This window comes from Amycolatopsis sp. NPDC043885 (assembly GCF_056435685.1).
This window is the reverse complement of sequence record NZ_JBWKEA010000006.1, coordinates 107,073-129,840: the sequence shown is the minus strand read 5'-3', so window position 1 is coordinate 129,840 and position 22,768 is coordinate 107,073. Positions and strand designations below refer to the sequence as shown.

Sequence of the window (22,768 nt, the reverse complement as noted above, 5' to 3'; positions counted from 1 at the left end):
TGCCGATGGGTGCCCAATGTTCCGGGTCGGGATTCCTCGGGGCCCAGCTTCGAGGAGGTGGCAACGAACACACGGAGATCACCGTGTACGCGGCCACGGGTCTGGACTGGGTGCGCGCGCATCGCGAAGTGCTGCAGGGCCGGCTGCGCGAGCACGGCGCGATCCTGCTGCGCGGGATGCCTGCCGATCTGGCGGTGTTCAACCAGGTCACGGAGGAGATCGGCGGCTCGCTGCTGACGTACACGGAACGGTCGACGCCGCGGTCGGCGGTCTCGGGCAACATCTACACCTCGACGGAGTACCCGCCTGCCGAGTCGATCCCGATGCACAACGAGAACTCGTACTCGGCGCGCTGGCCCGCCCGCCTGTTCTTCCTGTGCGACACCGCGGCCGAAACCGGCGGCGCGACGCCGATCGCCGACAGCCGCGCGATGTACCGCCTGCTGCCGGAGGACCTGCGGGAGCGCTTCGCGGGCGGCGTCACCTACACCCGGGCGTTCCGTGAAGCCCGCCGATTCGGCGAGCTCGGCGACCCTGGCCAGGCTGGGCGTGTCCACCTGTCGCAGCATGCCCAATGTGGCGCGGAGTTCACGCAACGCCTCCTTGCTGGTCTGTTTGATCGTGGTCAGTGCCTCCTCTGATTTCGCCGGATCCTTGCCGTGCAGGGCCGCGCCCGCCTGGACGTTGATGAGCGCCAGGTTGTGGCCGAGGACGTCGTGCGGTTCGCGCGCGATCCGGAGCCGCTCGTCCGTGGCCCTCCGCCGTGCCTCGGTCTCCTTGGTGCGTTCGGCTTCGCGGCGGTAGTACGTCAGCGCGCCGACCGCGACGAGCGCGATGAACCAGCCCGTCATCAGCAGGAACGCGAAGTCGTCCACCTGCCGTACGGCGCCGGCCTGTGCCTCGCCGATCACGACGCCGCCCATCGAGGCCGCCGCGACGACCGCCGCGCTGCGGATCCGCCCGGTCGAGGCGTTGTCGTACAGCGCGAAGGCGAACGCGAGCAGCACGAATCCGTCGGGGTCGGTCTGCGGATAGTGGATCGCGCAGCAGGCCGCGGTGAAGATCGCGACGGGGAGTGGATACCGGCGGCGCAGGAACAGCGCGGCGCAGGCGAGTGCCACGCAGGTCCAGCCGATGACCGCGTTGCGCGGTGCTTCCGCGCCGTCCCCGAGCGAGACCACGACGGAACCCGCGATCACCGCCGCGGTGACCGCGATGTCCGCCGTGTACCGCCGCAGGATCGCCACACGACGAGAGTAGCGCGAACCGGGGCGATTGACAAAATAGATTTTTACGTTCAAACTGATTTTTGTGATCAAGGACGTGGTGCTGTGAGAGACGTGGAGTACCTGGAGCGGTTGGAGCAGGCGGAGGCGTTGCTGAAACCGCAGCGGGTGGACGTCCTGCGGCAGCTGGCGGAGCCGCGGTCGTGCACCGAGGTGGCGACGGTGCTGGATCAGACTCCGCAGCGGGTCTACTACCACGTGAAACGACTGGTGGAAGCCGGTCTCGTGAAGCAGGTGTCGGAGCGGAAGGTGCGCGCCGTCAGTGAGGGCGTGTATCAGGCGACAGCCCGTTCGTACTGGTTGTCACCCGGACTGGTCGGACGGCTGGGCCCGCGGGCGGCGCGGGACGAGCTGAGCCTTGGCTACTTGGTGGACCTCATGGAGGAGGTCCAGGCGGACGTCGCCGCGCTCGACAGGACCGCGCCGGAGCTGCCGTCGATCGGCGTTGCCGGCGAGATCCGGGTGGAGCCGGAGCGGCGCCAGGAGTTCCTCGACGAACTGAAGACGACTTTGCAGGATCTGTTCACCCGCTACGGCGGAGCGGAAGGCGACGCCTTCAAGCTCGCCGTGGCCTGTTACCCGAAGGGAGATGCCCGTGACTGAACCGACGAGGTTCGAGGTGCGCCTGCGCGCGCCGATCGACGAGGTCTGGCACGCGCTGACCGATCCCGGGGCACTGCGCGTGTGGCTTTCCGAGTACGCGGAAGTCGACCTGCTGTCCCGGTACGAGTTCTGGGGTCGCTACACGCCGGAAGGCGATCGTCCGCGCCAGCGGCTGCTACTGGCCGAGAACAATGTCCTGCGGTTCGCCTGGACCGTCGACGGGACGGAGACCGTCGTCGAGATCGCGCTGGCGGAAGACGGGGACGAGACGTCCTTGTCGTTCAGTCAGAGCGGTCTGCCGGACTACGCCGCGATGCTGGCCGATCCGGACTCGTCACTCGGCATGATGCACACGTTCTGGGCGCTTTCCGTCGCGAACCTCGTCGACCACGTCGAAGGACGGCCGCTCACCGCCCGCTGTGACCTCACTTCCCCGCTGATGAGCGAAGAAGTGCGGATCGACGCGCCGCGAGGTGAGGTCTACTCCTCGATCGCCGATCCCGCCGTGTTCACGCGCTGGTTCGGCGCCCGGATCGAGGCGGAGCCCCACGTCGGCGGACGTTGGGCGATGGGTTCACTGGAAAAGGATCCGGACCCGGCGAAGATCGTCGACCTGGTGCCCGACTCGAAGATGTCGCTCGCGTACCAGGACGGTGTCGTCGCCACTTGGGAGCTCGAGGACTCCGGCGGCGGTACGAAGCTGACCTTCGTCCAAAGTGGATTCTCCGACGAGAAACCGCCGTACGGCATGTGGATGGGCTGGCTCAGCGGGTTGGCGGAACTACGCAGGTTCCACGAGGTCCACTCGTGGCGCCCGTTGTGGGTCGACATCCAGCTGGAGGGAACACCCGAAGGACTCATCACCTTGGATGGCAAGTAGGAGGAAGCGATGTTGCTCGAAGGCAGGAACGCGATCATCTACGGGGCGGCGGGCGGAATCGGGAGCGCGGTGGCCCGCGGATTCGCCAGGGAGGGCGCGACCGTCCACCTCACCGGTCGCACCTTGAAGAAGCTCGACGCGCTCGCGGACGAAATCCGGGAGGCGGGCGGGAAAGCCGAAACCGCGGAATTCGACGCTCTCGACGAAGCCGCCATCGACGAGCATGCCGCTTCGGTGGTTTCCTCGGCGGGCAGCGTCGACATCTCGATGAACGTGATCACACACAACGACGTCCAGGGCACTCCACTGGTCGAGATGTCGTTGGAGGACCTCGAAAGCCCGGTCCGGACGGCGGTGCGGACGAACTTCCTCACCGCACGGGCCGCCGCCCGGCACATGATCGGGCAGGGGTCCGGGGTGATCCTGATGTTCGGTGGCGACGGTGACCCGCTGCCGGGGTACCACCTCGGCGGGCTGCAGGTCGCGTTCAGCGCGATGGAGGCGTTGCGGCGCGGGCTGGCGTGCGAACTCGGGCCGCAGGGCATCCGTGTCGTGACCCTGCGCACCGGCGGGATCCCGGAGACGATTCCGGCGGGCGCCGGCCTCGACGACGCCATCCGTGACATGGTCGACGCGACGATGCTCAAGCGGACGGCATCGCTCGAAGACGTCGCCCGTGTGGCCGCCTTCGCCGCGTCGGACCATGCGCGCAGCATGACCGCGACGGCGTTGAACATCAGTTGCGGCTCGATGGTCGACTGACCCTCTCGCCGGCGGTAACACCGGCGGGCGATCTCCCGACTACGCGGCACCATCAGGTGCCGGGGAGGTCGTTATGCCGAAGAGAACGACGAAGCTGGGCATGGCACTGGCGATCGGACTTCTGGTCGCCGGAGGCTGCGGTGTGGAGACCGTGCCCACCGGGCGGGTCACGCCGCAGAGCGACCCGGTGCGGACAACGCCGACAGTCCCGACAGCGCTGACCACAACGTCGACGCCGACCAGCAGTTGGGCACCGCCGACGCCTCAGCAGTTCGTGCCGACGACCACGGCCGCGGTCGAGGTGCCGAAGCAGGTCGAGCCCAAACCGACGAAAACACCTCCGAAGACCACGCAGGCGGCGAAGGTGCCGAACCTGGCGGAGTGCGGGAGCGACTACTACCGCAACACCGACGGTGTCTGTGTCCATCGGCCGTCGGCCGGACCCGGCGCGGCCGACGGAGCGACCGCCCTCTGCGAGGACGGTTCCTATAGCTACAGCCAGAATCGCCGCGGTACCTGTTCCGGCCATGGTGGGGTTCGCACCTGGCTGTGATCCCGTCGGTCAACCATTCACTGAGAAGGGTGATGCTGTGTAAGGTCGGATCATGGGATGCACAGGGTGAAACCGGTCGGACGGGCACCTTCGCCCCGGATCTTCGTCGTCGTGCTCGCCACCTGCGGTCTGGTGGCGTCGTTCATGCAGACGCTCGTCGTCCCGCTCATCCCCGCGTTTCCCCGGCTGCTCAACGCGACACCGTCGGACGCGTCGTGGGTGGTCACGGCGACCCTGATCGCCGGAGCCGTGGTGATGCCGGTGAGCGGAAGGCTCGGCGACCTCTACGGCAAACGCCGGTTGCTGCTGATCAGCCTGGGCTTCCTGGTCGCCGGTTCGGTGGTGTCCGCGCTGACCAGTTCGCTCGCGCTGATGGTCCTCGGCCGGGGGTTGCAAGGCTGCGCCATGGGCGCGATCCCGCTGGGCATCAGCATCATGCGCGACGAACTCGCGCCGGAGCGGGTCGGCGCCGCGATCTCGGTGATGAGTTCGACGCTCGGCGTCGGCGGTGCCATCGGGCTCCCGGTGTCGGCGCTGGTCGCGCAGAACGCAGACTGGCACGTCCTGTTCTGGGCGTCGGCGGGGCTCGGGCTCGTCTGCGGCCTGCTGATCCTGTTCGTGGTGCCGGAGTCGCCGGTGAAGACACCGGCGCCGTTCGACTACCTCGGCGCGCTGGGGCTGACGATCGGACTGGTCTGCCTGCTGTTGCCGATCGTCAAGGGCGGCGAATGGGGCTGGGGCAGCGGCCGCACCCTCGTCTTCGCGGGGAGCGCGGTGGTGATCCTGCTGGTCTGGGGCGCCTACCAGCTGCGGCGGCGTGATCCGCTCGTGGACCTGCGGGTCTCCGCGCGGCGGCCGGTACTGTTCACCAACCTCGCGTCGATCATGATCGGGTTCGCGCTGTACTCGATGGCGTTGTCGTTCCCGCAGCTGCTGCAGGCGCCCGCGTCGACCGGCTACGGCCTCGGCCTGACCATGGTGCAGGCCGGGCTGTGCCTCGCGCCGAACGGCCTGGTCATGTTCATGCTGTCGCCGGTTTCGGCCAGGCTCATCGAGCGCTACGGACCACGGACGACACTGATGGTCGGCGCCACCACCATCGCGGCCGGATACGCCTTCGCGACCGTGTTGATGGACAACGCCTTCGAGCTGATCACGGCGTCGATCATCATCGGCGGCGGCGTGGGCATCGCCTACGCGGCCATGCCGGCGCTGATCATGGGCTCGGTCCCGGTCACCGAAACCGCGTCCGCGAACGGGTTGAACTCGCTGATGCGCTCCGTCGGCACGTCGACGTCCAGCGCGGTGATGGCGACCATGCTCGCGTCGCTGGCGATCACCATCGGCGGGGTTTCCGTCCCGTCCGCGACGGGGTTCCGGCTGAGCTTCGTGGTCGCCGCCGGTGCGGCGCTCCTAGGACTCGTCTTGACCGTTTTCGTCCCGAAGCAACGTCAGCCCGAGCCGATGGTCGTTTCGGTCCGCTAGCGCCCTGCGTGCGATGAAGGGACTCATCGCACGCAGGGGCGGCTCCGCTCAGAACAGCGTCGGAACGATCGCGTCGATCAGGTGCGGGCCCGGCTCGGCGAGCGCGCGCTGGAACTGCTCGGCCAGCTCCTCCGCCGTCGTCGCCCGGGTCGCCGGGACGCCCATGCCCTCGGCGATCTTGACGAAGTCCATGTCGGGGCGGGAGAGGTCGAGCAGCTCGTTCGCCTTCGGGCCGTTGGCGTCCGCGCCGACCCGCTGCAGCTCCAGCCGCAGGATCGCGTACGCCCGGTTGTTCAGCAGGACCGTGGTGACGTTGAGGTTCTCCCGAGCCTGCGTCCACAGCGCCGAAATCGTGTACAGCGCGCTGCCGTCGGACTGCAGGTTGATCACCGGCCGGTCCGGCGCGGCGACGGCCGCCCCGGTCGCGACGGGCATGCCGTAGCCGATCGCGCCGCCGGTCAGGGTCAGCACGTCGTGCCGGGGCGCGCCCGCGGTCGCGGCGGGCAGCAGCAGACCGGAGGTGTTCGCCTCGTCCGCGATGATCGCGCGCTCCGGCAGCAGCGCGCCGATCACGTCGACCCAGTTCTGCGGCGTCAACGGCCCGGACGGCAGCGCGGGCCGGGAGGACTCCTGCAGCACCGGCTCGGTCTCGGCGGCGACCAGGTCGGCGACGTCGTTCAGCGCTCGCGGCACGTCCTGCGCGACTTCGGCCAGCACATGGACCTGCGCGCCTTCGGGAACCAGGTTGCTCGCCTTGCCGGGGTAGGCGAAGAACGACACAGGCGCCTTGGTCCCGGCGACGATCACGTGCTTGATCCCGTCGAGCTGGTACGCGACCTGCTCGGCGAGGTAGCCCAGCCGCTCGATCGTCGGCAGGCCTTCGCCGCGTTCGAGCCGGGCGGGGAAGGTCTCGACGAACGCCTTCACGCCGGTCGCGGCCGCGATCCGGCTGGTCGCGCGCAGACCGGCTTCTCGGCAGCCGCTGCCGCCGACGAGCAGCGCGACCGGTTCACCACTGGCCAGCACCTCGGCGATGTTCTTCACCGTCGTCGCGTCGACGACCTGCGGGATCCGTGGCGGGATGGGCGCGCAGGTCTCGCCGCCCTCACCCCAGGACGCGTCGGCGGGGAGGATCAGGGTCGCCACCTGGCCGGGGGCGTCCTGGGAGGCCGCGACCGCCGCGGCGGCGTCGGCACCGACGTCCTTCGTGTGCTCGGAGCGGCGGACCCAGCCTTCGAGCGAACCGGCGACGGCCTCGATGTCCGATTCGAGCGGGGCGTCGTACTGCTTGTGGTAGGTCGCGTGATCGCCGATCACGTTGACGATCGGGGTGCGCGCGCGGCGCGCGTTGTGCAGGTTCGCCAGCCCGTTGCCGAGACCGGGGCCGAGGTGCAGCAGCGTGGCCGCCGGCTTGTCGGCGATCCGCGCGTATCCGTCCGCGGCACCGGTGACGACGCCTTCGAAGAGGCCGAGCACACCGCGCATCTCGGGTACGGAGTCGAGCGCGGCCACGAAGTGCATCTCCGAGGTGCCCGGATTCGAGAAGCACACGTCGACACCGCTGTCGACGAGCGTGCGGATCAGGGACTGGGCGCCGTTCATCTCACTCACTTTTCAAGCCCTCTCAGCGAAAAGAACGCCGGGGTTGAGGATCCCGGCCGGGTCGAAGCTCTCCTTGATCCGGCGCATCAGCGCGATCTTCGCCGGGTCCTCCAGATCGAGGAAATAGCCGGATTTGGCCCGTCCGAGTCCGTGCTCGCCGGAGATCGCGCCGCCGAGTTCCATGCCGAGTGCGAAGATGTCGGTCAGCAGCTGCTTCCGCTTCTCCGGGTCCTTGCAGAAGATGGCCAGGTGGACGTTGCCGTCGCCGGCGTGCCCGCAGCCGAGCGCGCCCGCCTCGCGCGACAACGCCATTTCCCTGGCCTTGCGCAGGAACTCGGGCATGGCGGACCGCGGGACCACCACGTCGATGACGTCGTCGGCACCGGCCGCCTTGGCCGTCCAGAACGCCTTCTCGCGCGCCTCGATGAGCTTGCGCGCCGAAGCGCCCTCGAGCACGTACACGTCCATCGCGCCGACATCGCCCAGCAGTCCGCCGAGTTCCTCGATGTCGGCGTGCAGCCGGTCGTTGTCGCGGTTTTCCAGTGCCACCACCAGATACGCCTGCGCCTTGTCACGGATGGCGTCCGGGACACCGAGGCTGAGCTTCTCGTTGTAGCTGATCGCCGCGAGCGTGAGGTTGTCGATGTACTCGAGGATGTGCGGCGCGAGGCCGCTGGCGACGATCTTCGGGACGACGGTCATCACCTCGTCGAAGGTCTCGAACGGGGCGAACACCGTGGCGCCGTGCGGCAGGCGCGGATACAGCTTCACGATGACCTCGGTCGCGATCGCGAGAGTGCCTTCGGAGCCGATGATCAGCTGGGTCAGGTCGTACCCGGTCGAGACCTTCGAGGTCTTGCCGCCGGTCCGGATGATCTCGCCGGTCGGCAGCACGGCCTGCAGGCCCACGACGTTGTGCCGCGTGACGCCGTACTTGACCGCGCGCATGCCGCCCGCGTTCGTCCCGACGTTGCCGCCGACGCTCGCGCTCAGCTCGCCGGGGTAGACGGTGTAGCCGAGTCCGGCCGCTGTGGTCTTTTCGTCCAAATCGGACAGCGTGACACCCGGCTGGACGACGGCGACGTGGTTCTCCGTGTCGATCTCCAGTACCGCGTTCATTCGTTCGAAAGAGATCACCAGGCTGTCTTCGCGTGGTGTGGCGCCACCCGAGAGCCCCGTGCCCGACCCTCGCGCGGTGACCGGCACGCCGTGTTCGGTCGCCGCCTTGAGCAGCTCCGCGACCTCCTCGGCGCTTCCCGGTTTCGCCAGGTGGGCGGGCCGCCGCGCGGTGGTGGTCAAAGCCTCGTCGTGTGCGTAGTCCTCGGGGATCGCCTCGCCCGAGAGCAAGTTCGTGTCCCCGACGATCTCGGCGAACCGTGCCGCAACATCGCCCATCGACTGCCCTTCCTCACGCCTCTTTGCCTGGTTGTCGAAGCGTAGTACGTCGTGGGCGAGGATGGCCATGAATCCTTTTCACGTTTGTCTTCCTCTGTGTCCACAACCTCGTGACAACCTCGCTCGGTTACCCCTGTCGCAGCGGGCCGCGGTGGTCCGCCGGAAGGGGTGGACGCTCGATGGGATCCAGGATGAGACGGAGCGCGGCGCTGGGGGCGGCGCTGGCGGTGCCCTCGTGCGGGCGCGTCGAGTTCGGGCGGCCGGTGCGAAGGGCGAGGGCGTCGAACGGGTCGGTGAGACCGAGCTGGCCATCGTGAACCCGCAGCGAGCCCGGATCAGTGGCCTGACCTTCAAATCGGGCGAACAGGTCGGCGCCAAGCTGAGCTTCACCGCCGGGGCCGAAGCTGCCGGCGGGCAGTACACCGTCCACGTGACCCAGGTCGACCAGCGTGGTGAAGAGGTCGGTGGTGTCGAGTACCGGCTCACCGAAGCGCGACAGTAAGCCAGGGTGGGGTGCCGGCCCGTGGGCGGTGAGGGTGGGAGCCCGCACCGCCCACGGGTTTCCTACGCGCGTGCGAACGAAAGTGTCTCGCCCTCGACACCTCGCAGCCAAAGGTCCTGGGCGGCTTCGGCCATTTCCGCCAGTCCCTCTTCGATCGTCGCGAACACGTTGCCGGGTACCCAGCCCGCGTCGCCGTTGATCAGCAGATTGTTGCGGCCGTAGAAGATCGCGAGGTCCGTCGCGCCCTGGTCGCTGTGCGCCTCGCTGCCCTCGTCGTAGCCGTACGCCGGGTTGCCGATCTCCCACGCCTCGAACCCGAAGTACACGACATCCCCCGGAATCGGGGTCACCGTGGGGTTTTCGCGGCCCGGCTTCGGTTCGGCGAAGGGCGGCACGAGCGTGTAGACCTCGTTGCGCGCGTACTTCGCGTGGTACGCCGAACCGCTCTGCGGCAACGCGTCCCAGACGGCGCGGCAGGTCCGCGGGGCTTCGGCGTCGAGCAGCCGGGCCCGGCAGGACACTCCGCGCTTGTCGAGCGTGATCGTGATGTAGCGGGCCATCACTCGACCCCCGCCACCACGTCGCCCCAGATGCGCAGTGCCTCGTCGACCTGTGCTGAGTCGACGATCAGCGGCGGCACCATCCGGACGACGTTCATGTACGCCCCGCAAGTCAGCAGCAGCAAGCCGTTGGAGGACGCGGCTTTCTGGGCCGCCTGGGCCTTCGCGGTGTCCGGCTCGCCGTCCGGCGTGGTGAACTCGGAACCGACCAGCAGCCCCAGCCCTCGGACATCACCGATCGACGCTGATTTGTCCGCGATCACCCGCACGCCTTCCAGGAGCTGGCGTCCTCGTTCGGCGGCGTTCTCGACCAGGCCCTCCTGCTGGATCACCTCGAGCGTGGCGATCGCCGCCGCGCAGGCCACCGCGTTGCCGCCGTAGGTCCCGCCCTGGGAGCCGGGGAGCGCCTTCGCCATCAGTTCTTCCGACGCGGCGATACCCGAGATCGGGAACCCGCTCGCGAGCCCTTTCGCGATGAGCACGATGTCCGGGCGCACCCCGAAGTGCTCGTGTCCCCAGAACCGGCCGGTCCGGCCGAAGCCGGTCTGGATCTCGTCCATCACCAGCAGGATCCCGTGCTTGTCCGCGCGTTCCCGCAGTCCGGCCAGGAACTCGGTGTTCGCCGGGACGTACCCGCCCTCGCCGAGCACCGGCTCGATGAAGAACGCGGCCGTTTCGTTCGGCGCGCAGACCGTCGCGAAGAGGTAGTCGAGCTCGCGCAGCGCGAACTTCGTCGCCGTCTCCTCGTCCCAGCCGTAGTGGAACGCGTAGGGGAAGGGCGCGACGTGCACGCCGGACATGAGCGGCGAGATCCCGGCACTGAACCGGGTGCCCGACGTCGTCATCGTCGCCGCCGCGACGGTCCGGCCGTGGAACCCGCCCTGGAAGACGATGACGTTGGGCCGCTTCGTGGCCTGCCGCGACAACCGCAGTGCCGCCTCGACCGCCTCGCTGCCCGAGTTCGCGTAGAAGAGGGAATCCAGGCCTTCCGGGAGGACACCGCCCAGTTTCTCGGTCAGCTCCAGCATCGGCTTGTGCATGACCGTCGTGTACTGCCCGTGGACGAGTTTGCCGATCTGTTCCCGCGCCGCGCTCACCACGTGCGGGTGACAGTGGCCGGTGCTGGTCACGCCGATACCGGCGGTGAAATCCAGGTGACGTTTGCCATCGGTGCCGTAGAGGTAAACCCCCTCACCGTGGTCGACCACGACCGGCGTTGCCTGCTTGAGCAGCGGTGATAGCTGGGCCATGGGCTGCGCTCCTAGGTCGGCTGAGCTGTTGTCGATTGTTGACAATATCCATAGCATGGCGTTCGGGACAACATGGAGGAGCGTTGGGATGAGCTCGATCAGTGAGGCCGGCGTCGTCACGTCGGTCGGCAAGGAACTGTTCATCGGCGGCAAGTGGGTACCCGCCACGGACGGGAAGACCTTCCCCGTTTTCGACCCCTCGACAGGCGAAGCCCTGTGCGAGGTGGCCGACGCGTCACCGGCGGACGGTGTCAGCGCACTCGACGCGGCCGTCGCCGCACAGGCCGACTGGGCGAACGTCGCCCCGCGCGAACGCGGGGAAATCCTGCGCCGCGCCTACGAGCTGCTGATCAAGCGCGCCGACGAACTCGCGCTGCTGATGACCCTCGAGATGGGCAAACCGCTCGCGGAGTCGAAGGGCGAGATCACCTACGCCGCCGAGTTCTTCCGCTGGTTCGCGGAGGAGGCCGTCCGGATCGACGGAGGTTATGCCGTCGCTCCCAACGGGTCTGGCCGGTTCCTCGTGACGAAGCAGCCCGTCGGGCCGTGTCTGCTGATCACGCCCTGGAACTTCCCCATGGCGATGGGCACCCGCAAGATCGGACCCGCGGTCGCGGCAGGCTGCACGATGGTCATCAAACCCGCTGCTCAAACCCCCCTTTCGATGTTGGCCCTCGCGGCGATCCTCGCCGAAGCGGGGCTGCCGGAAGGTGTGCTGAACGTGCTCACGACGTCGGACTCCGGCGGCGTGATGGAGCCGTTGATCCGCGATGGCCGCGCGCGGAAGCTGTCCTTCACCGGCTCGACCGGCGTCGGACGGAAGCTGCTGGAACAGTGCGCGGACAAGGTGCTCCGCACTTCGATGGAACTCGGCGGCAACGCCCCCTTCCTCGTCTTCGAAGATGCCGACCTCGACGCGGCGATCGAAGGCGCGATGACCGCGAAGATGCGCAACATCGGCGAAGCCTGCACGGCCGCGAACCGCTTCTATGTCCAGCGCGGCGTCGTCGACGAGTTCTCCCGGCGCCTCACCGAGCGCATGGAGGCCTTGCCGATGGGGCGCGGCACCGAGGAGGGTGTCGTCGTCGGCCCCCTCATCGACAAAGCCGCCGTCGAGAAGGTCAGTGGCCTGGTCTCCGATGCCACCGAGCGAGGAGCGCGCGTCCTCACCGGAGGATCCACAGTCGACGGTCCGGGTAACTTCTACCAGGCCACGGTGCTGACCGACGTGCCCAAGGACGCCAGGCTCGCTTCGGAAGAGATCTTCGGACCGGTCGCCCCGATCACTCCATTCGACAGCGAGGACGAGGCCATCGCTGCGGCGAACGACACCGAATTCGGTCTCGTGTCCTATGTGTACACCTCCGATCTCAAGCGGGCACTGCGGGTGTCGGAACGGCTGGAAGCCGGCATGATCGGCCTCAACCAGGGACTGGTTTCGAACCCGGCGGCGCCGTTCGGCGGGATCAAGCAGTCTGGGCTCGGCCGTGAGGGCGGCAGCGTCGGCATCGACGAGTTCCTCGAGACCAAGTACATCGCGGTGGCTCTGTGACTTCCTATCGCATTGCGAGCATTCCCGGCGACGGGATCGGCGTGGACGTGACGGTCGAGGCCCGCAAGGTCCTCGACCGCGCGGCGGCATCGCATGGTTTCTCCTTGTCCTGGACGGAGTTCGACTGGAGTTGTGAGCGGTACACCAAAACCGGCTCGATGATGCCCGCCGACGGGATCGAGCGGCTTTCCGCTTTCGACGGGATCTTTCTCGGCGCCGTCGGCTTTCCCGGCGTCCCGGACCATGTGTCGTTGTGGGGTCTCCTCATTCCGGTCCGGCGCGCGTTCAGCCAGTACGTCAACCTCCGGCCGGTCCGGCTGCTGCCGGGGACGACGTCGGCTCTGGCGGGCCGCGGTGCCGACGAACTGGAGATGGTGATCGTCCGGGAGAACTCCGAGGGCGAGTACTCGGAGCTCGGCGGCAGGCACAATCGTGGGCTGGGGAACGAGTTCGTCTTACAGGAATCCGTGTTCACGCGGGTCGGGGTGGAGCGGATCATCCGCTACGCCTTCGAGCTGGCGAAGACGCGCACAGGGCGGGTCTGTTCGGCGACCAAGTCCAACGGGCTCATTCACTCGATGCCTTTCTGGGACGAGATCTTCGCCGAAATCTCAGCGGAGTACCCGGACGTGCATGCCGAGCAGTGCCATGTCGACGCGCTCGCCGCGCGGATGGTGCAGGCGCCGGACCGGCTCGACGTCGTGGTGGCTTCCAATCTGTTCGGCGACATCCTGAGCGATCTGGCGGCGGCCGTGACGGGCGGGCTCGGAATGGCGCCTTCGGGCAACATCAATCCGACCGGTGAGCTCCCTTCCATGTTCGAGGCGGTGCATGGCAGCGCCCCCGACATCGCCGGACAGGGCATCGCGAATCCGGTGGCGCAGATCCTGGCGGGGGCGATGCTGCTCGACCATCTCGGGGAAACCGTCGCGGCACAAGATGTACGCGTGGCGGTGGAAAAGGTTCTCGAGGAGGGGGCCGTGCGAACCCCCGACCTCGGCGGGAAGTCCACCACCGCCGAACTCGGGTCCGCGGTGGTCGCCTCTCTATCTTGAACCATCCGCATGGTGGCGTGTCAAGTCCCGGAAGTCATGAACGGTCCCTTCATGTACTCAAGGGACGTAAGTCTGTAGTCGCGTCAGGTTCCCAATGTCGCATTGGAAACGCTCAGCCTGGATCCACCGGTGTGATGTGGGTGTTTGGGGTGTGTCCGGGCACGCAAATGCCCTCTGGCTTGGGATGATTGTTCTTGCGACGGAACAAAATCCACTGAGCGAGAGGGCATCTGCTGGATGCGATCATCTCATACCCCCTCGGCGGTGTCGGTGAGGTTCGATGACGAGGGTCTCGTGTCGTGCGCGGGGCTTGTCCCGGTGCTGCGGCTGGCCGAGGACATCGGCCTGGGCCAGCTGATCGAGCAGCGCGTTGACCTGGGGATTCCAGTCGGCGCGAACCCGGACGCGAAAGCGTTGTCGGTAGTGGCGGGCATGGCTGCCGGGGCTGACTCGATCGAGGATCTGGACGTGATCCGGCACGGCGGGATGCGCCGGTTGTTCACGGGTCTTCGGGCGCCCTCGACCTGCGGGTCCTGGCTGCGGGGGTTCACCCACGGCCACGTCGGCCAGCTTGCCTCGGCCGCCGCGGAGGCCCTGGTCCGGCTGGCCGGGCGGATTCCGTCGCTGTTGCCCGGGATCGAGCAGCTGGCGTTCGTCGATATCGACGCCAAGATCAAGGAAACCTACGGCCACGGCAAACAAGGCAGCGGGTTCGCCTATAACGGGGTCCGTGGCCTGAACCACCTGATAGCGACCTTGTCGTCCCCGGTCTGCGCGCCGGTGATCCTGACCGCCCGGCTGCGGAGCGGGAACTGCGATTCCCGCCGCGGGGCGGCGTCGATGATCACCGAGGCGATCAGGCTGGCGCGCCGGGCCGGAGCGACGGGGACGATCGTGGTCCGCGCGGATTCGGCGTTCTTCACTGGCCCGATCATCGCCGCGATCCGGAAAGCGGGCGCGTATTTCTCGGTCACAGCCCAGAAAAACGTGGCCACCAAGGCCGCGATCAACGCTATCGGCGAGGACGACTGGAGCACGATCGAATACCGGCACCCGATCCCCGACCCGCTATCCGGCGAGCTGATCACACATGCCGAGATCGCCGAAACCACGTTGACCGCGTTCATCAACACCACCCAGAACCCCGGCCGCGAGGTCACCGCACGACTGCTGGTCCGCCGCACCCCGCGATTCCTCACCAACGACCAGGGCGAGTTGTTCCACGTCTGGAACTACCACGCCGTGTTCACCGACACCGGCTTCGACCTGCACACCGCCGACAAATATCACCGCGAGCACGCGATCATCGAACAGGTCTTCGCCGACCTCAACGACTCCGCCCTCGCCCATTTCCCCTCAGGCCGCTTCCCGGCCAACCACGCCTGGCTGATCCTGGCCTGCCTCACCCACAACCTGCTCCGCGCCACAGGCTGCCTGACCAGCATCTTCCACTCCAAAGCCCGCACCGGCACCCTTCGCCGGCACCTGATCACCATCCCCGCCCGCATCACCCGCACCGCCCGCCACATCACCCTCCGACTACCCGCCAACTGGCCCTGGCAAGCCGCCTACCAGGCCCTCTTTACCGCAACACACCGAACACCCTGACCCCACACCCCGACAACAGACCACAGTGGACACACCGGATGAGACGACCGGCACCCCGCCCTGCCAGCAACCAGCCAAAAGATCAACAAACCCCACCAAGATCACCTAACAAACACATCGGTGGATCCAGGCTCAGCGTCCCCAATGCGACATTGGGAACCTGGCCGGCTCTTGATTCGCCACTTGCGCCCCTGGGGCAGCCAGATACGCCGAGATCTCAAGCATGTCGGGTGACTCGTTCGGCGCTCCCGTTGTGGCATTGGAGTCGTTGAGGGTCGCCAATGCCGCATTGGGGACGTCAAGGCCCGTGAACTCGGCTCCCTGCAAGCATTCCCTGTCCAGCACATGTCACTAGGGATCCCGAGGTAAGGCGCTGGCAGTCCGTCACGCAACCTGGCCTTGCCCCTCGGCGAATTTCTCGAGAAAAGGCGTAAATGTTGCCCTGAAAGGGAATCTGGGTGCGAGATTCGCCATCGAAGGACCGTTCGCCGCCTGCCTGGCAGCCGGGGCCGTGAGTTTTTGTCGGTGCCCCGGTGCACAGTGCCGGTCATCGGATTCGACGACTGGAGGAGCGCCGATGTGCTGGCATTGCGACAACCCCGGGAAGACCCGCGACGACTACCTCGTCGAGGAGGTCCGTCCGCTGATCCGGAAGTACGGCTGGATGGTGCAGACGGTCGAGCGCGGAAGTGTCCAACCGGGCTTCGCGTACACGGTCGGGCTCACCGACGCCGGGCTGCCCGAACTCGTCGTCACCGGCTTGAGAGAACGAAGATCCGGCCAGCTGCTGAACTATTTCGCCCAGCAGGTGGTCCGATCGGGGCCGCCTGAGGCGGGTGAGGTGCTGCCCGCCGCGGTGGGATGGCCGTCGTTCGAGATCGTTCCGCTCAGTTCGCCGCCGGCGCATCTGCTCACCGCCGTTCTCCTGTACGGCGAAGAATTCCGTGCGCTGCAACTGGTCTACGAGGACGAGCACGGAAAGTGGCCATGGGACAGGGATTTCCGCGGCGGGACGGGCGGTCAGCCGGTGCTGGGGGTGCGGGGCCGTGGCTGAATCCCTAAGGCACCGCGGGAGCTTCGCCTTCCCGCAGGCTGGTTCCCGGGGCGAGCCGTTGGACGGCGTCCTCCATATGTGCTTCCAGCAGCGACAGCGCGGTCTCTTCGTCGCCGGCCCGCAGGGCTTCGATGATCCTGGTGTGCTCGGTGACCCGTTCCTCGACCTGCTGATAGGTCGCCTGCAGCGCGGTGAGGCACATCCGGGTCTCGATCAGCAGGGTCCGGGCCATGCGCACGAGCCGTTTGCTGCCGGAAGCGGCGATCAGCGCCTCGTGGAAACGGAGGTCCGCCCAGGAGAGCGCGGTCGGGTCGTCGTCGTCCGCGGCGGTGGCCATGGCGCGTACGGCCTCTTCGAGCTCGGCGGCGACCCGTTCACGGTCCCCGCGCAGCGCTCGCAGCATCGCGGCGCGCTCGATGGCCGAGCGCGCCGAGTAGATGTCGTAGACGTCGCCGGGCTCGAGGTCGATCACGAACAGGCCGCGGTGGCGCTCGCTGCGCAGGAGCCCTTCGGAAACGAGGTGCTGCATCGCCTCGCGCAGCGGCCCCCGCGAAACCTGGAACCGGGAGGCCAGATCCGTTTCACCGAGCTGGGTGCCGGGAGGGAGGGCGCCGGTCATGATCGCGTCCCGCAACTGCCGCGCGATGATCCCGGCGGTCGACTCCCGGCTGACCGGCTCGATATCCGGCAAGGACATGGTTCAGTTGCCCCTCTTTCCGAACAGTGCGCCCAAGGTGCGGACGAGCGGGGACTTCCCGGTGAGCCGCAGACCTTCCCAGACGGTGACCTGATTGGCGGTCAGCACCGGCTTGCCGAGCCTGGTTTCGAGCGTGTTGATCTCGCCGAGCGTCCGCATGGCGGTGTCGGGGACGAGCAGCGCGTCGGCGGCCGGGTGGTCCCGGCTCACCGCGAGCTCGACGACGGCTTCCGGACTGAGTTCGCCGACCTCGGCCGCGGTGTCGATGTCCGCGCTGCCCGTCGACACCACTTCGACCCCGCCCGCGCCGAGGAACTCGACGAACAGCCGGGCGACGTCGTCCGGATAGCTGGCGGCGACCGCGACCCGCCGGACGCCGAGGGCCCTCGCGGCGTTGACGAAGGCGAAGGAGGTGCTCGACGCCGGGACACCGGCGACGGCGGCCAGCCGGTCGGCCTGTTCGCGGGCGCCTTCCCAGCCGTAGACGAAGCTGCCGCTGGTGCATGCCCACACCACCGCGTCGGGTTCGTGTTTGGCCAGGAGCGCGGCGCCGTCGGCGAGCCGGCTTTCGCTGCCGAGGTCCAAGAGCTCCGGCACGGCGTGCAGATCGGTTCCGTAGATGTGCTCGACCGGCAGCTTGATCCCGGCCATGTCCCCGCCGAGGAGCTGTTCCGCGAGCGGGTAGTCGTCTTCGGCCGCGTGATCGGGGTAGATGAATCCGATGGTGGTCGTCTCGGACGGCGGCTCGGGCGGGGCGAACGGCGTGATGGGCACGGAACCTCCGGAGGGCAGATTGTCGACAATCGTAGGCGAAGAGGTCAGTCGACCTCCCGGAGCCACTTGCCGGGCCCGACGATCGGCAGGTTCATCCGCCGGAGGCAGGCCCACATGGTGAGCTGATTCGCGGTGAGGACCGGTTTGCCGAGCGCGCTTTCGAGTGGCTCGATCAGATCGTAGGTGGGGAGGTTGGTGCAGCTGACGAAGATGGCTTCGGCGTCGGCGTGGTCGGCGGCGAGGATGCGTTCGGCGATGGTCCGGTAGCTGACCTTCCAGATGCCGCCACCCAGGCCGAGATGGTCGCTCGAGACGGTGCGGACCCCGAGTTCGGACAGGAAGTCGTGCAGCTTCCCGGTCAGGTCGCCGTCGTAGGGCGTGAGCACCGAGACCCGGTGGAGGTCGAGCTGGTGCAGGACCTCCGCCAGCGCTCCGGACGTGGTGACGGCGTCCGTCGCGCCCGCGTCGCAGATCGCCTTGGTCAGCGAGCGTTCGTAGTCCACACCGTTGACGAAACTGCCGGAGGTGCACAGATAGGCGACGACTTCGGGCTCGACGTGGAGCACGTCCCGCGTGGCGGCGGCGAGATGCCTGCTGTCGCTGACGAGCTGGGCCATCTCCATGCTGACGGGCACGGGCTCGTACGGCGTCCGCGCCAGATGGAGGGAGACCTCCATGGGCACCCAGCGCCACAGCTCACGTTCCAGGGCCAGGTCGAAGGGGGCGATCACACCGATGCCGCGCTGCGCCAACGGGCCTTCGAACTCCAATAAGTCGAAATCCAAGTCTCAGCCTCCGGAAAGCTTCTGTTGTCACAGGTCCGGTGCTCCGGGGGTCGTTCCTCGGATTGTTGACAATCATACGAGCCACTTTTACGGTGTCAACGTGATCTCCTCAGTGGCCCCTGTGCTGGCGGTGCTCTGCGGAGACACGCGCCCACCGGACATGCGCGCTATCGAAGACCGAGCGGTGGTTCGTTACACCGGCGAGGCCGGGTTGGCCGACGCGTTGTCCGGCGCCGACGCGTTCTTCGTCTACGACTTCCTTTCGACCGCGGTTCCGGGGGCCTGGCACGCGGCCGACAAGCTGCGCTGGCTGCATATCGCCAGCGCGGGCGTCGACCCCGTCCTCTTCCCGGCGCTGCAGGAGAGCGACGTCGTGCTCACCAACTCCCGAGGCGTTTTCGACGGGGCCATAGCCGAGTACGTCCTCGGAGTCGTTCTCGCGTTCGCCAAGGATTTCGTCCGCTCGTGGGACCTGCAGCGGCAGAAGCAGTGGAAGCACCGGGAGAGTGAACGGATCTCCGGCCGCCAGGTCCTCGTGGTCGGAACCGGGCCGATCGGCCGGTCGATCGCGCGGATGCTGCGGGCGGCCGGGATGTCGGTGGCGGGCGTCGGACGCCGTCCTCGTGAGGGCGATCCCGACTTCGGGGACGTGTACGCGTCTTCGGACCTCGCCCGTCATCTTCCCGGGGCGGACTACGTCGTCGCGGTCGCGCCACTGACCGAGCAGACGAAGGGCATGTTCGACGCCGAGACCTTCGCCGCGATGAAACCGGGAGCGCGGTTCGTCAACGTCGGCCGCGGCGAGCTGGTCGTCACTTCGGACCTGATCGGCGCACTGCGGGACGGGCGGCTCGGCGGCGCGGCGCTCGACGTCTTCGACACCGAGCCGCTGCCGTCCGACAGTCCTTTGTGGACTATGGAGAACGTTCTGATCTCGCCGCATATGTCGGGCGACTTCGTCGGCTGGCGTAATACTCTGGTAGAGGTGTTCGCGGACAACTTCCGTCGCTGGCGCGCGGGGGAGCCACTGCGCAACGTCGTGGACAAGCGGCTCGGGTACGTGCCGTCGGAGACGCTTCGCCAAGGTTAGGGGCAGGATTGAACGACACCAAGTTGACCGCGAGCGAGCTCGTCGCCGCGTACGCCACCGGAGAGCTGTCGCCGGTCGAGGCCACTCAGAACGCCTTGCGTGTCATCGAGGAACGCGACGGCGAGACCAACGCTTTCTGCCTGGTCGACGCCGACGGCGCGCTCGAACAGGCGAAGGCGTCCGAGATCCGCTGGCGGGACGGCAATCCGATCGGCTGGCTCGACGGTGTCCCGGCCTCGATCAAGGACATGTTCCTGACCCAGGGCTGGCCGACGCTGCGCGGTTCGCGGTGCATCGACCCCGACCAGCCGTGGGACGTCGACAGCCCGGTCACCGCGCGGCTGCGTGAGAACGGCTTGGTACTGCTGGGAAAGACCACGACGCCGGAACTGGCGTGGAAGGGCGTCACCGACAACCCGCTGACCGGGATCACCCGCAACCCGATCGACCCGTCGACGACGGCGGGAGGGTCCAGCGGGGGCAGTGCCGCGGCCGTCGCGGCGGGGATGGGTGAGCTCTCCGTCGGCACCGATGGCGGCGGCTCGATCCGGATCCCGGCTTCGTTCTGCGGAATCGTCGGGCTCAAACCGACACACGGCCGGATCCCGCTGTTCCCGGCGAGCCCGTTCGGCCCGCTCTCGCACGCCGGACCGATGGCGCGTTCGGTCGACGACACGGCGCTGCTCCTCGACGTCCTCGCCCTGCCCGATCATCGAGACCCGGCCGCGCTCGCCCCACCGGTTTCGACCTATCGCGAGGCCGTCCGCCGGGACGTGCGCGGGCTGATCGCCGCCTACTCGCCGACGCTCGGCTACGTCGACGTCGACCCGGAGGTCGCGGAAATCGTCAAGTCGGCGGTCCGGTCGCTGGGCGACGCGGGCCTGCACATCGAAGAGACCGATCCCGGTTTCACCGACCCCAAACCGGCCTTCGACATCCTGTGGTCGACGGGGGCGGCCAAGTGGCTGGACACCTTCCCCGCCGGTTCGGAGACGAAGGTCGATCCCGGCCTGCGGAAGGTGTGGGAACTCGGCAAGACCTTCTCGGCGAGCGACTATCTCGGCGCCAACGCCGAGCGGGCCGCGCTGGGCATCCTGATGGGCGAGTTCCACACGCGCTACGACGTGCTGATCACGCCGACCCTCCCGATTCCCGCCTTCGAAGCCGGGCACGAGGTCCCCCCGGGCAGCGGGCTGAGCGGCTGGCCGGACTGGACGCCGTTCACCTACCCGTTCAACATGACCCAGCAGCCCGCGATCAGCGTGCCGGCGGGCCGCACCTCCAGCGGCCTGCCGGTCGGGTTGCAGATCGTCGGCCCGCGGCACTCCGACGACCTGGTGCTCGCGGTCGCGAAGCTCCTCGAGGAGGTCCGTCCCTGGCCGTGACCTGCGGAAAGGGAGCAAGGGACCTTTGCTGCCACTTGGGCGTCAGGGCTGCGCGGCGTGCGACTTCCGGACGAGCCCGCGCACCTGGCCGCTGCACAGCGCGAGACCGGTGGCGGCCACGACCAGCGCGGCGCACGCGAGCAGAGTCGTGCTGACCCCGAAGTGCTGCGCGGCGGGCCCGGCCGCCATCTGCCCGAGGGGCAGGGCGATGAAGGAACCGAGCATGTCGTAGGAGTAGACGCGCGCGAGTTTGTCCTCGGGCACGTTCTCCTGCAGCGAGACGTCCCACGCGACCACGAACTGCTCGATCGCCAGCCCGGAGACGAACATGGCCGCCAGCAGCAGCGGAAGCAAGGGTGCCTGGCCGAGCAGGATCAGTGGTGGCGCTTCGAAGAGGATCACCGCGACGCCGACGAACAGCGCGCGCCGCGGCTGCCATCGGGCCACGAGGATCCCGCCGACGAGCGAGCCGATCGTCTGCGCGGCGAGGGCGAATCCCCAGCCGGAGCGCCCGAAGGTGCTGTCGGCGACGACGGGGCCGAGCACCGCGATCCCGCCGGCGATGACGGCGTTCACCACCATGAACTGCACGACCACCACCCACACCCAGGTGCGCGACCGGAACTCGTGCCAGCCTTCGACGAGTTCCGCCAGCGGGCGGCTGCCGGGGACCCGTTCCCGGCGGCTGAGGCGGATGCATCGGTAGGACAGGGCGGAGCCCAGGAACAGCAGCGCGTTCCCGGCGAGCGCCCAGCCGGGGCCGACCGCGGTGACCAGGATGCCGCCGAGCCCGGCGCCGGCGATCCGGCCGGAGTTCGAGAGCAATCTGGCCAGCGCGTTGGCCTGCGCGAGGAGGGTGGCGGGCACCGTCAGCGGGGTGAGCGACGCCGACGCGGGGGCGGAGATCGCGGCCACCGCGCCGTTGACCACGCTCAGGCCGACCAGCAGCGGGATCGAAGCGAATCCACAAAGGACACTCGCCGCGATGACCGCCTGGGTCAGGGTGGCGGCGACTTCGGTGCCTTGCAGGATCACCGACCGCGGTAGCCGGTCGGCCAGCACGCCGCCGAACAGCAGCAAGACGACGCTGGCCACGGACCGCGCGCCGACGACGATGCCGATGTCGACGGCCGAACCGGTCAGGTCGATCACCGCGAAGGCGAGCGCGAGCGGGGCGACGGCGTTGCCGAACTCCCCGAACGTGCGGCCGGCGATCAGCCAGCGGAAGTTGTGCCGGCGCAATGGTTCGCGCAGGGACGTCACCGTCGCCTCATTTCGAACAGCGAGACCGTCGCGCTGACCGGGATCGTGCCCCGGGTCCGGGGCGGCTTCGCGGCGGAGTGCAGAAGGTCGCTCAGTTCGCGAGCGTGTTCGAGTGCCTTCTCCCACGTCTCGCGGTCGACCCACATCTCCGCGTCGCTCGTCGATCCCTGCTTGCCGGGAACGCGGAATTCGCTGCGGCGCTTGAGTTCTTCGGCCATCGTCGCGATGAGAAGCTGTTCCTCCCCCGGATTCGCCGACGTGAACCGCGATCCGGACTCCGGATCGTGCCGGTAGCGTTTCGCCAGGCCGCCCCGGATCCGGACCTCCTCGGCGACGTCCAGCAGGCCGGCCTCGTGCAACCGCCGCAGGTGGTAGCTGACATTCGCTTGTGTCTCACCGAGTTCGCGGGCGGCTTCGGCCGCGCTCATCGCGACACCGGTCAAAAGCGACAGAATGCGCAGCCGCACGGGATGGGCGAGGACACGCAAGCCGTCGAGGCCGGGGGGCTCGGACATGGGACGAGTATCGACTGCCGGGACGCGAACCGTCAAACAGTTATTTGGGGGTCTCGTTGGCCGGGAGATCCGGTGCGGTGATCCGATGTCTGTGCTCTGCTGGAGACATGCG

The 22,768-nt window shown here is 68.1% G+C and carries 22 protein-coding genes and 1 pseudogene; 13 read left to right on the top strand and 10 right to left on the bottom strand.

Annotated elements, in window-relative coordinates; genetic code table 11:
* Nucleotides 1–5: 5 nt before the first annotated feature.
* Complete coding sequence (locus AC069I_RS20065) at nucleotides 6–641, top strand: TauD/TfdA family dioxygenase (protein WP_478266240.1); 636 nt, start codon at nucleotides 6–8, stop codon at nucleotides 639–641.
* Here the strand turns inward: AC069I_RS20065 and AC069I_RS20060 are convergent.
* Nucleotides 567–1,247: pseudogene (locus AC069I_RS20060) on the bottom strand (sensor histidine kinase); the annotation flags it as partial. The gene AC069I_RS20065 and the pseudogene AC069I_RS20060 overlap by 75 nt on opposite strands.
* 84 nt (nucleotides 1,248–1,331) lie before the next feature.
* Between AC069I_RS20060 and AC069I_RS20055 the strand changes: the two are divergent.
* The 5 genes from AC069I_RS20055 (at nucleotide 1,332) to AC069I_RS20035 (ending at nucleotide 5,569) form a co-directional block, all read left to right on the top strand.
* Nucleotides 1,332–1,889 (top strand): ArsR/SmtB family transcription factor, encoded by a 558-nt coding sequence (locus AC069I_RS20055; RefSeq protein WP_478226360.1) that lies wholly within the window; start codon nucleotides 1,332–1,334, stop codon nucleotides 1,887–1,889.
* Nucleotides 1,882–2,769 (top strand): SRPBCC domain-containing protein, encoded by an 888-nt coding sequence (locus AC069I_RS20050; protein WP_478266172.1) that lies wholly within the window; start codon nucleotides 1,882–1,884, stop codon nucleotides 2,767–2,769. The genes AC069I_RS20055 and AC069I_RS20050 overlap by 8 nt, the downstream gene beginning before the upstream one ends.
* A 9-nt stretch (nucleotides 2,770–2,778) precedes the next feature.
* A complete protein-coding gene (locus AC069I_RS20045; protein WP_478266171.1) occupies nucleotides 2,779–3,531 on the top strand; it encodes an SDR family NAD(P)-dependent oxidoreductase in 753 nt (250 codons plus the stop codon).
* Nucleotides 3,532–3,604: 73 nt separating this feature from the next.
* Nucleotides 3,605–4,084, top strand: coding sequence for a DUF3761 domain-containing protein (locus tag AC069I_RS20040; RefSeq protein WP_478226363.1), 480 nt, complete (start codon nucleotides 3,605–3,607; stop codon nucleotides 4,082–4,084).
* 57 nt (nucleotides 4,085–4,141) lie between these two features.
* Nucleotides 4,142–5,569, top strand: a complete 1,428-nt coding sequence (locus AC069I_RS20035) for an MFS transporter (RefSeq protein WP_478231909.1) — start codon at nucleotides 4,142–4,144, stop codon at nucleotides 5,567–5,569.
* A gap of 48 nt (nucleotides 5,570–5,617) precedes the next feature.
* Here AC069I_RS20035 and AC069I_RS20030 read toward each other — a convergent pair whose 3' ends face one another.
* Both AC069I_RS20030 and AC069I_RS20025 read right to left on the bottom strand, forming a co-directional pair.
* On the bottom strand, nucleotides 5,618–7,171 hold the full coding sequence (locus AC069I_RS20030) for an acetolactate synthase large subunit (RefSeq protein WP_478226365.1): 1,554 nt from the start codon (nucleotides 7,169–7,171) through the stop codon (nucleotides 5,618–5,620).
* A gap of 12 nt (nucleotides 7,172–7,183) precedes the next feature.
* Nucleotides 7,184–8,566, bottom strand: coding sequence for an FAD-binding oxidoreductase (locus AC069I_RS20025; protein ID WP_340683855.1), 1,383 nt, complete (start codon nucleotides 8,564–8,566; stop codon nucleotides 7,184–7,186).
* A 235-nt stretch (nucleotides 8,567–8,801) separates the two neighbouring features.
* On the opposite strand from AC069I_RS20025, the gene AC069I_RS20020 reads away from it, so the two are divergent.
* The gene (locus tag AC069I_RS20020) at nucleotides 8,802–9,068 is read left to right on the top strand and encodes a hypothetical protein (RefSeq protein WP_478226366.1); all 267 of its coding nucleotides are present in this window, start codon (nucleotides 8,802–8,804) and stop codon (nucleotides 9,066–9,068) included.
* A 62-nt stretch (nucleotides 9,069–9,130) separates the two neighbouring features.
* Here AC069I_RS20020 and AC069I_RS20015 read toward each other — a convergent pair whose 3' ends face one another.
* Both AC069I_RS20015 and AC069I_RS20010 read right to left on the bottom strand, forming a co-directional pair.
* Nucleotides 9,131–9,628, bottom strand: a complete 498-nt coding sequence (locus AC069I_RS20015) for a DUF3830 family protein (protein WP_007033814.1) — start codon at nucleotides 9,626–9,628, stop codon at nucleotides 9,131–9,133.
* The gene (locus tag AC069I_RS20010) at nucleotides 9,628–10,878 is read right to left on the bottom strand and encodes an aspartate aminotransferase family protein (protein WP_340683852.1); all 1,251 of its coding nucleotides are present in this window, start codon (nucleotides 10,876–10,878) and stop codon (nucleotides 9,628–9,630) included. Before AC069I_RS20010 ends, AC069I_RS20015 begins: the two co-directional genes overlap by 1 nt.
* An 88-nt stretch (nucleotides 10,879–10,966) precedes the next feature.
* On the opposite strand from AC069I_RS20010, the gene AC069I_RS20005 reads away from it, so the two are divergent.
* The 4 genes from AC069I_RS20005 to AC069I_RS19990 all read left to right on the top strand — a co-directional run bounded on the left by AC069I_RS20005 (nucleotide 10,967) and on the right by AC069I_RS19990 (nucleotide 16,147).
* Nucleotides 10,967–12,430 (top strand): NAD-dependent succinate-semialdehyde dehydrogenase, encoded by a 1,464-nt coding sequence (locus tag AC069I_RS20005; RefSeq protein ID WP_478226368.1) that lies wholly within the window; start codon nucleotides 10,967–10,969, stop codon nucleotides 12,428–12,430.
* Nucleotides 12,427–13,485: a tartrate dehydrogenase gene (locus AC069I_RS20000; protein WP_478226369.1), complete on the top strand. Its 1,059-nt coding sequence runs from the start codon at nucleotides 12,427–12,429 to the stop codon at nucleotides 13,483–13,485. The genes AC069I_RS20005 and AC069I_RS20000 overlap by 4 nt, the downstream gene beginning before the upstream one ends.
* A gap of 237 nt (nucleotides 13,486–13,722) precedes the next feature.
* Entirely contained in the window at nucleotides 13,723–15,093 is a 1,371-nt protein-coding gene (locus tag AC069I_RS19995; protein WP_478266170.1) for an IS1380 family transposase, read from the top strand.
* Nucleotides 15,094–15,670: 577 nt separating this feature from the next.
* Nucleotides 15,671–16,147, top strand: a complete 477-nt coding sequence (locus AC069I_RS19990; RefSeq protein ID WP_478226370.1) for a DUF4262 domain-containing protein — start codon at nucleotides 15,671–15,673, stop codon at nucleotides 16,145–16,147.
* A 4-nt stretch (nucleotides 16,148–16,151) separates the two neighbouring features.
* Here AC069I_RS19990 and AC069I_RS19985 read toward each other — a convergent pair whose 3' ends face one another.
* The 3 genes from AC069I_RS19985 to AC069I_RS19975 are packed head-to-tail and all read right to left on the bottom strand — an operon-like array spanning nucleotide 16,152 to nucleotide 18,403.
* Nucleotides 16,152–16,844 (bottom strand): GntR family transcriptional regulator, encoded by a 693-nt coding sequence (locus AC069I_RS19985; protein WP_478266169.1) that lies wholly within the window; start codon nucleotides 16,842–16,844, stop codon nucleotides 16,152–16,154.
* A gap of 3 nt (nucleotides 16,845–16,847) precedes the next feature.
* Nucleotides 16,848–17,618, bottom strand: coding sequence for a maleate cis-trans isomerase family protein (locus AC069I_RS19980; protein ID WP_478266168.1), 771 nt, complete (start codon nucleotides 17,616–17,618; stop codon nucleotides 16,848–16,850).
* A 44-nt stretch (nucleotides 17,619–17,662) separates the two neighbouring features.
* Nucleotides 17,663–18,403 (bottom strand): maleate cis-trans isomerase family protein, encoded by a 741-nt coding sequence (locus AC069I_RS19975; protein ID WP_378442929.1) that lies wholly within the window; start codon nucleotides 18,401–18,403, stop codon nucleotides 17,663–17,665.
* A gap of 160 nt (nucleotides 18,404–18,563) precedes the next feature.
* On the opposite strand from AC069I_RS19975, the gene AC069I_RS19970 reads away from it, so the two are divergent.
* Together AC069I_RS19970 and AC069I_RS19965 are read left to right on the top strand one after the other, a co-directional pair.
* A complete protein-coding gene (locus tag AC069I_RS19970; protein ID WP_478226417.1) occupies nucleotides 18,564–19,493 on the top strand; it encodes a D-2-hydroxyacid dehydrogenase in 930 nt (309 codons plus the stop codon).
* Between the two features lie 8 nt (nucleotides 19,494–19,501).
* Nucleotides 19,502–20,878, top strand: coding sequence for an amidase (locus AC069I_RS19965; protein ID WP_478226372.1), 1,377 nt, complete (start codon nucleotides 19,502–19,504; stop codon nucleotides 20,876–20,878).
* Nucleotides 20,879–20,920: 42 nt separating this feature from the next.
* On the opposite strand, the gene AC069I_RS19960 is transcribed toward AC069I_RS19965, so the two are convergent.
* Both AC069I_RS19960 and AC069I_RS19955 read right to left on the bottom strand, forming a co-directional pair.
* Nucleotides 20,921–22,141: an MFS transporter gene (locus AC069I_RS19960; RefSeq protein WP_478226373.1), complete on the bottom strand. Its 1,221-nt coding sequence runs from the start codon at nucleotides 22,139–22,141 to the stop codon at nucleotides 20,921–20,923.
* The gene (locus AC069I_RS19955) at nucleotides 22,138–22,656 is read right to left on the bottom strand and encodes a helix-turn-helix domain-containing protein (RefSeq protein ID WP_478226374.1); all 519 of its coding nucleotides are present in this window, start codon (nucleotides 22,654–22,656) and stop codon (nucleotides 22,138–22,140) included. Before AC069I_RS19955 ends, AC069I_RS19960 begins: the two co-directional genes overlap by 4 nt.
* Nucleotides 22,657–22,768 lie beyond the last annotated feature (112 nt).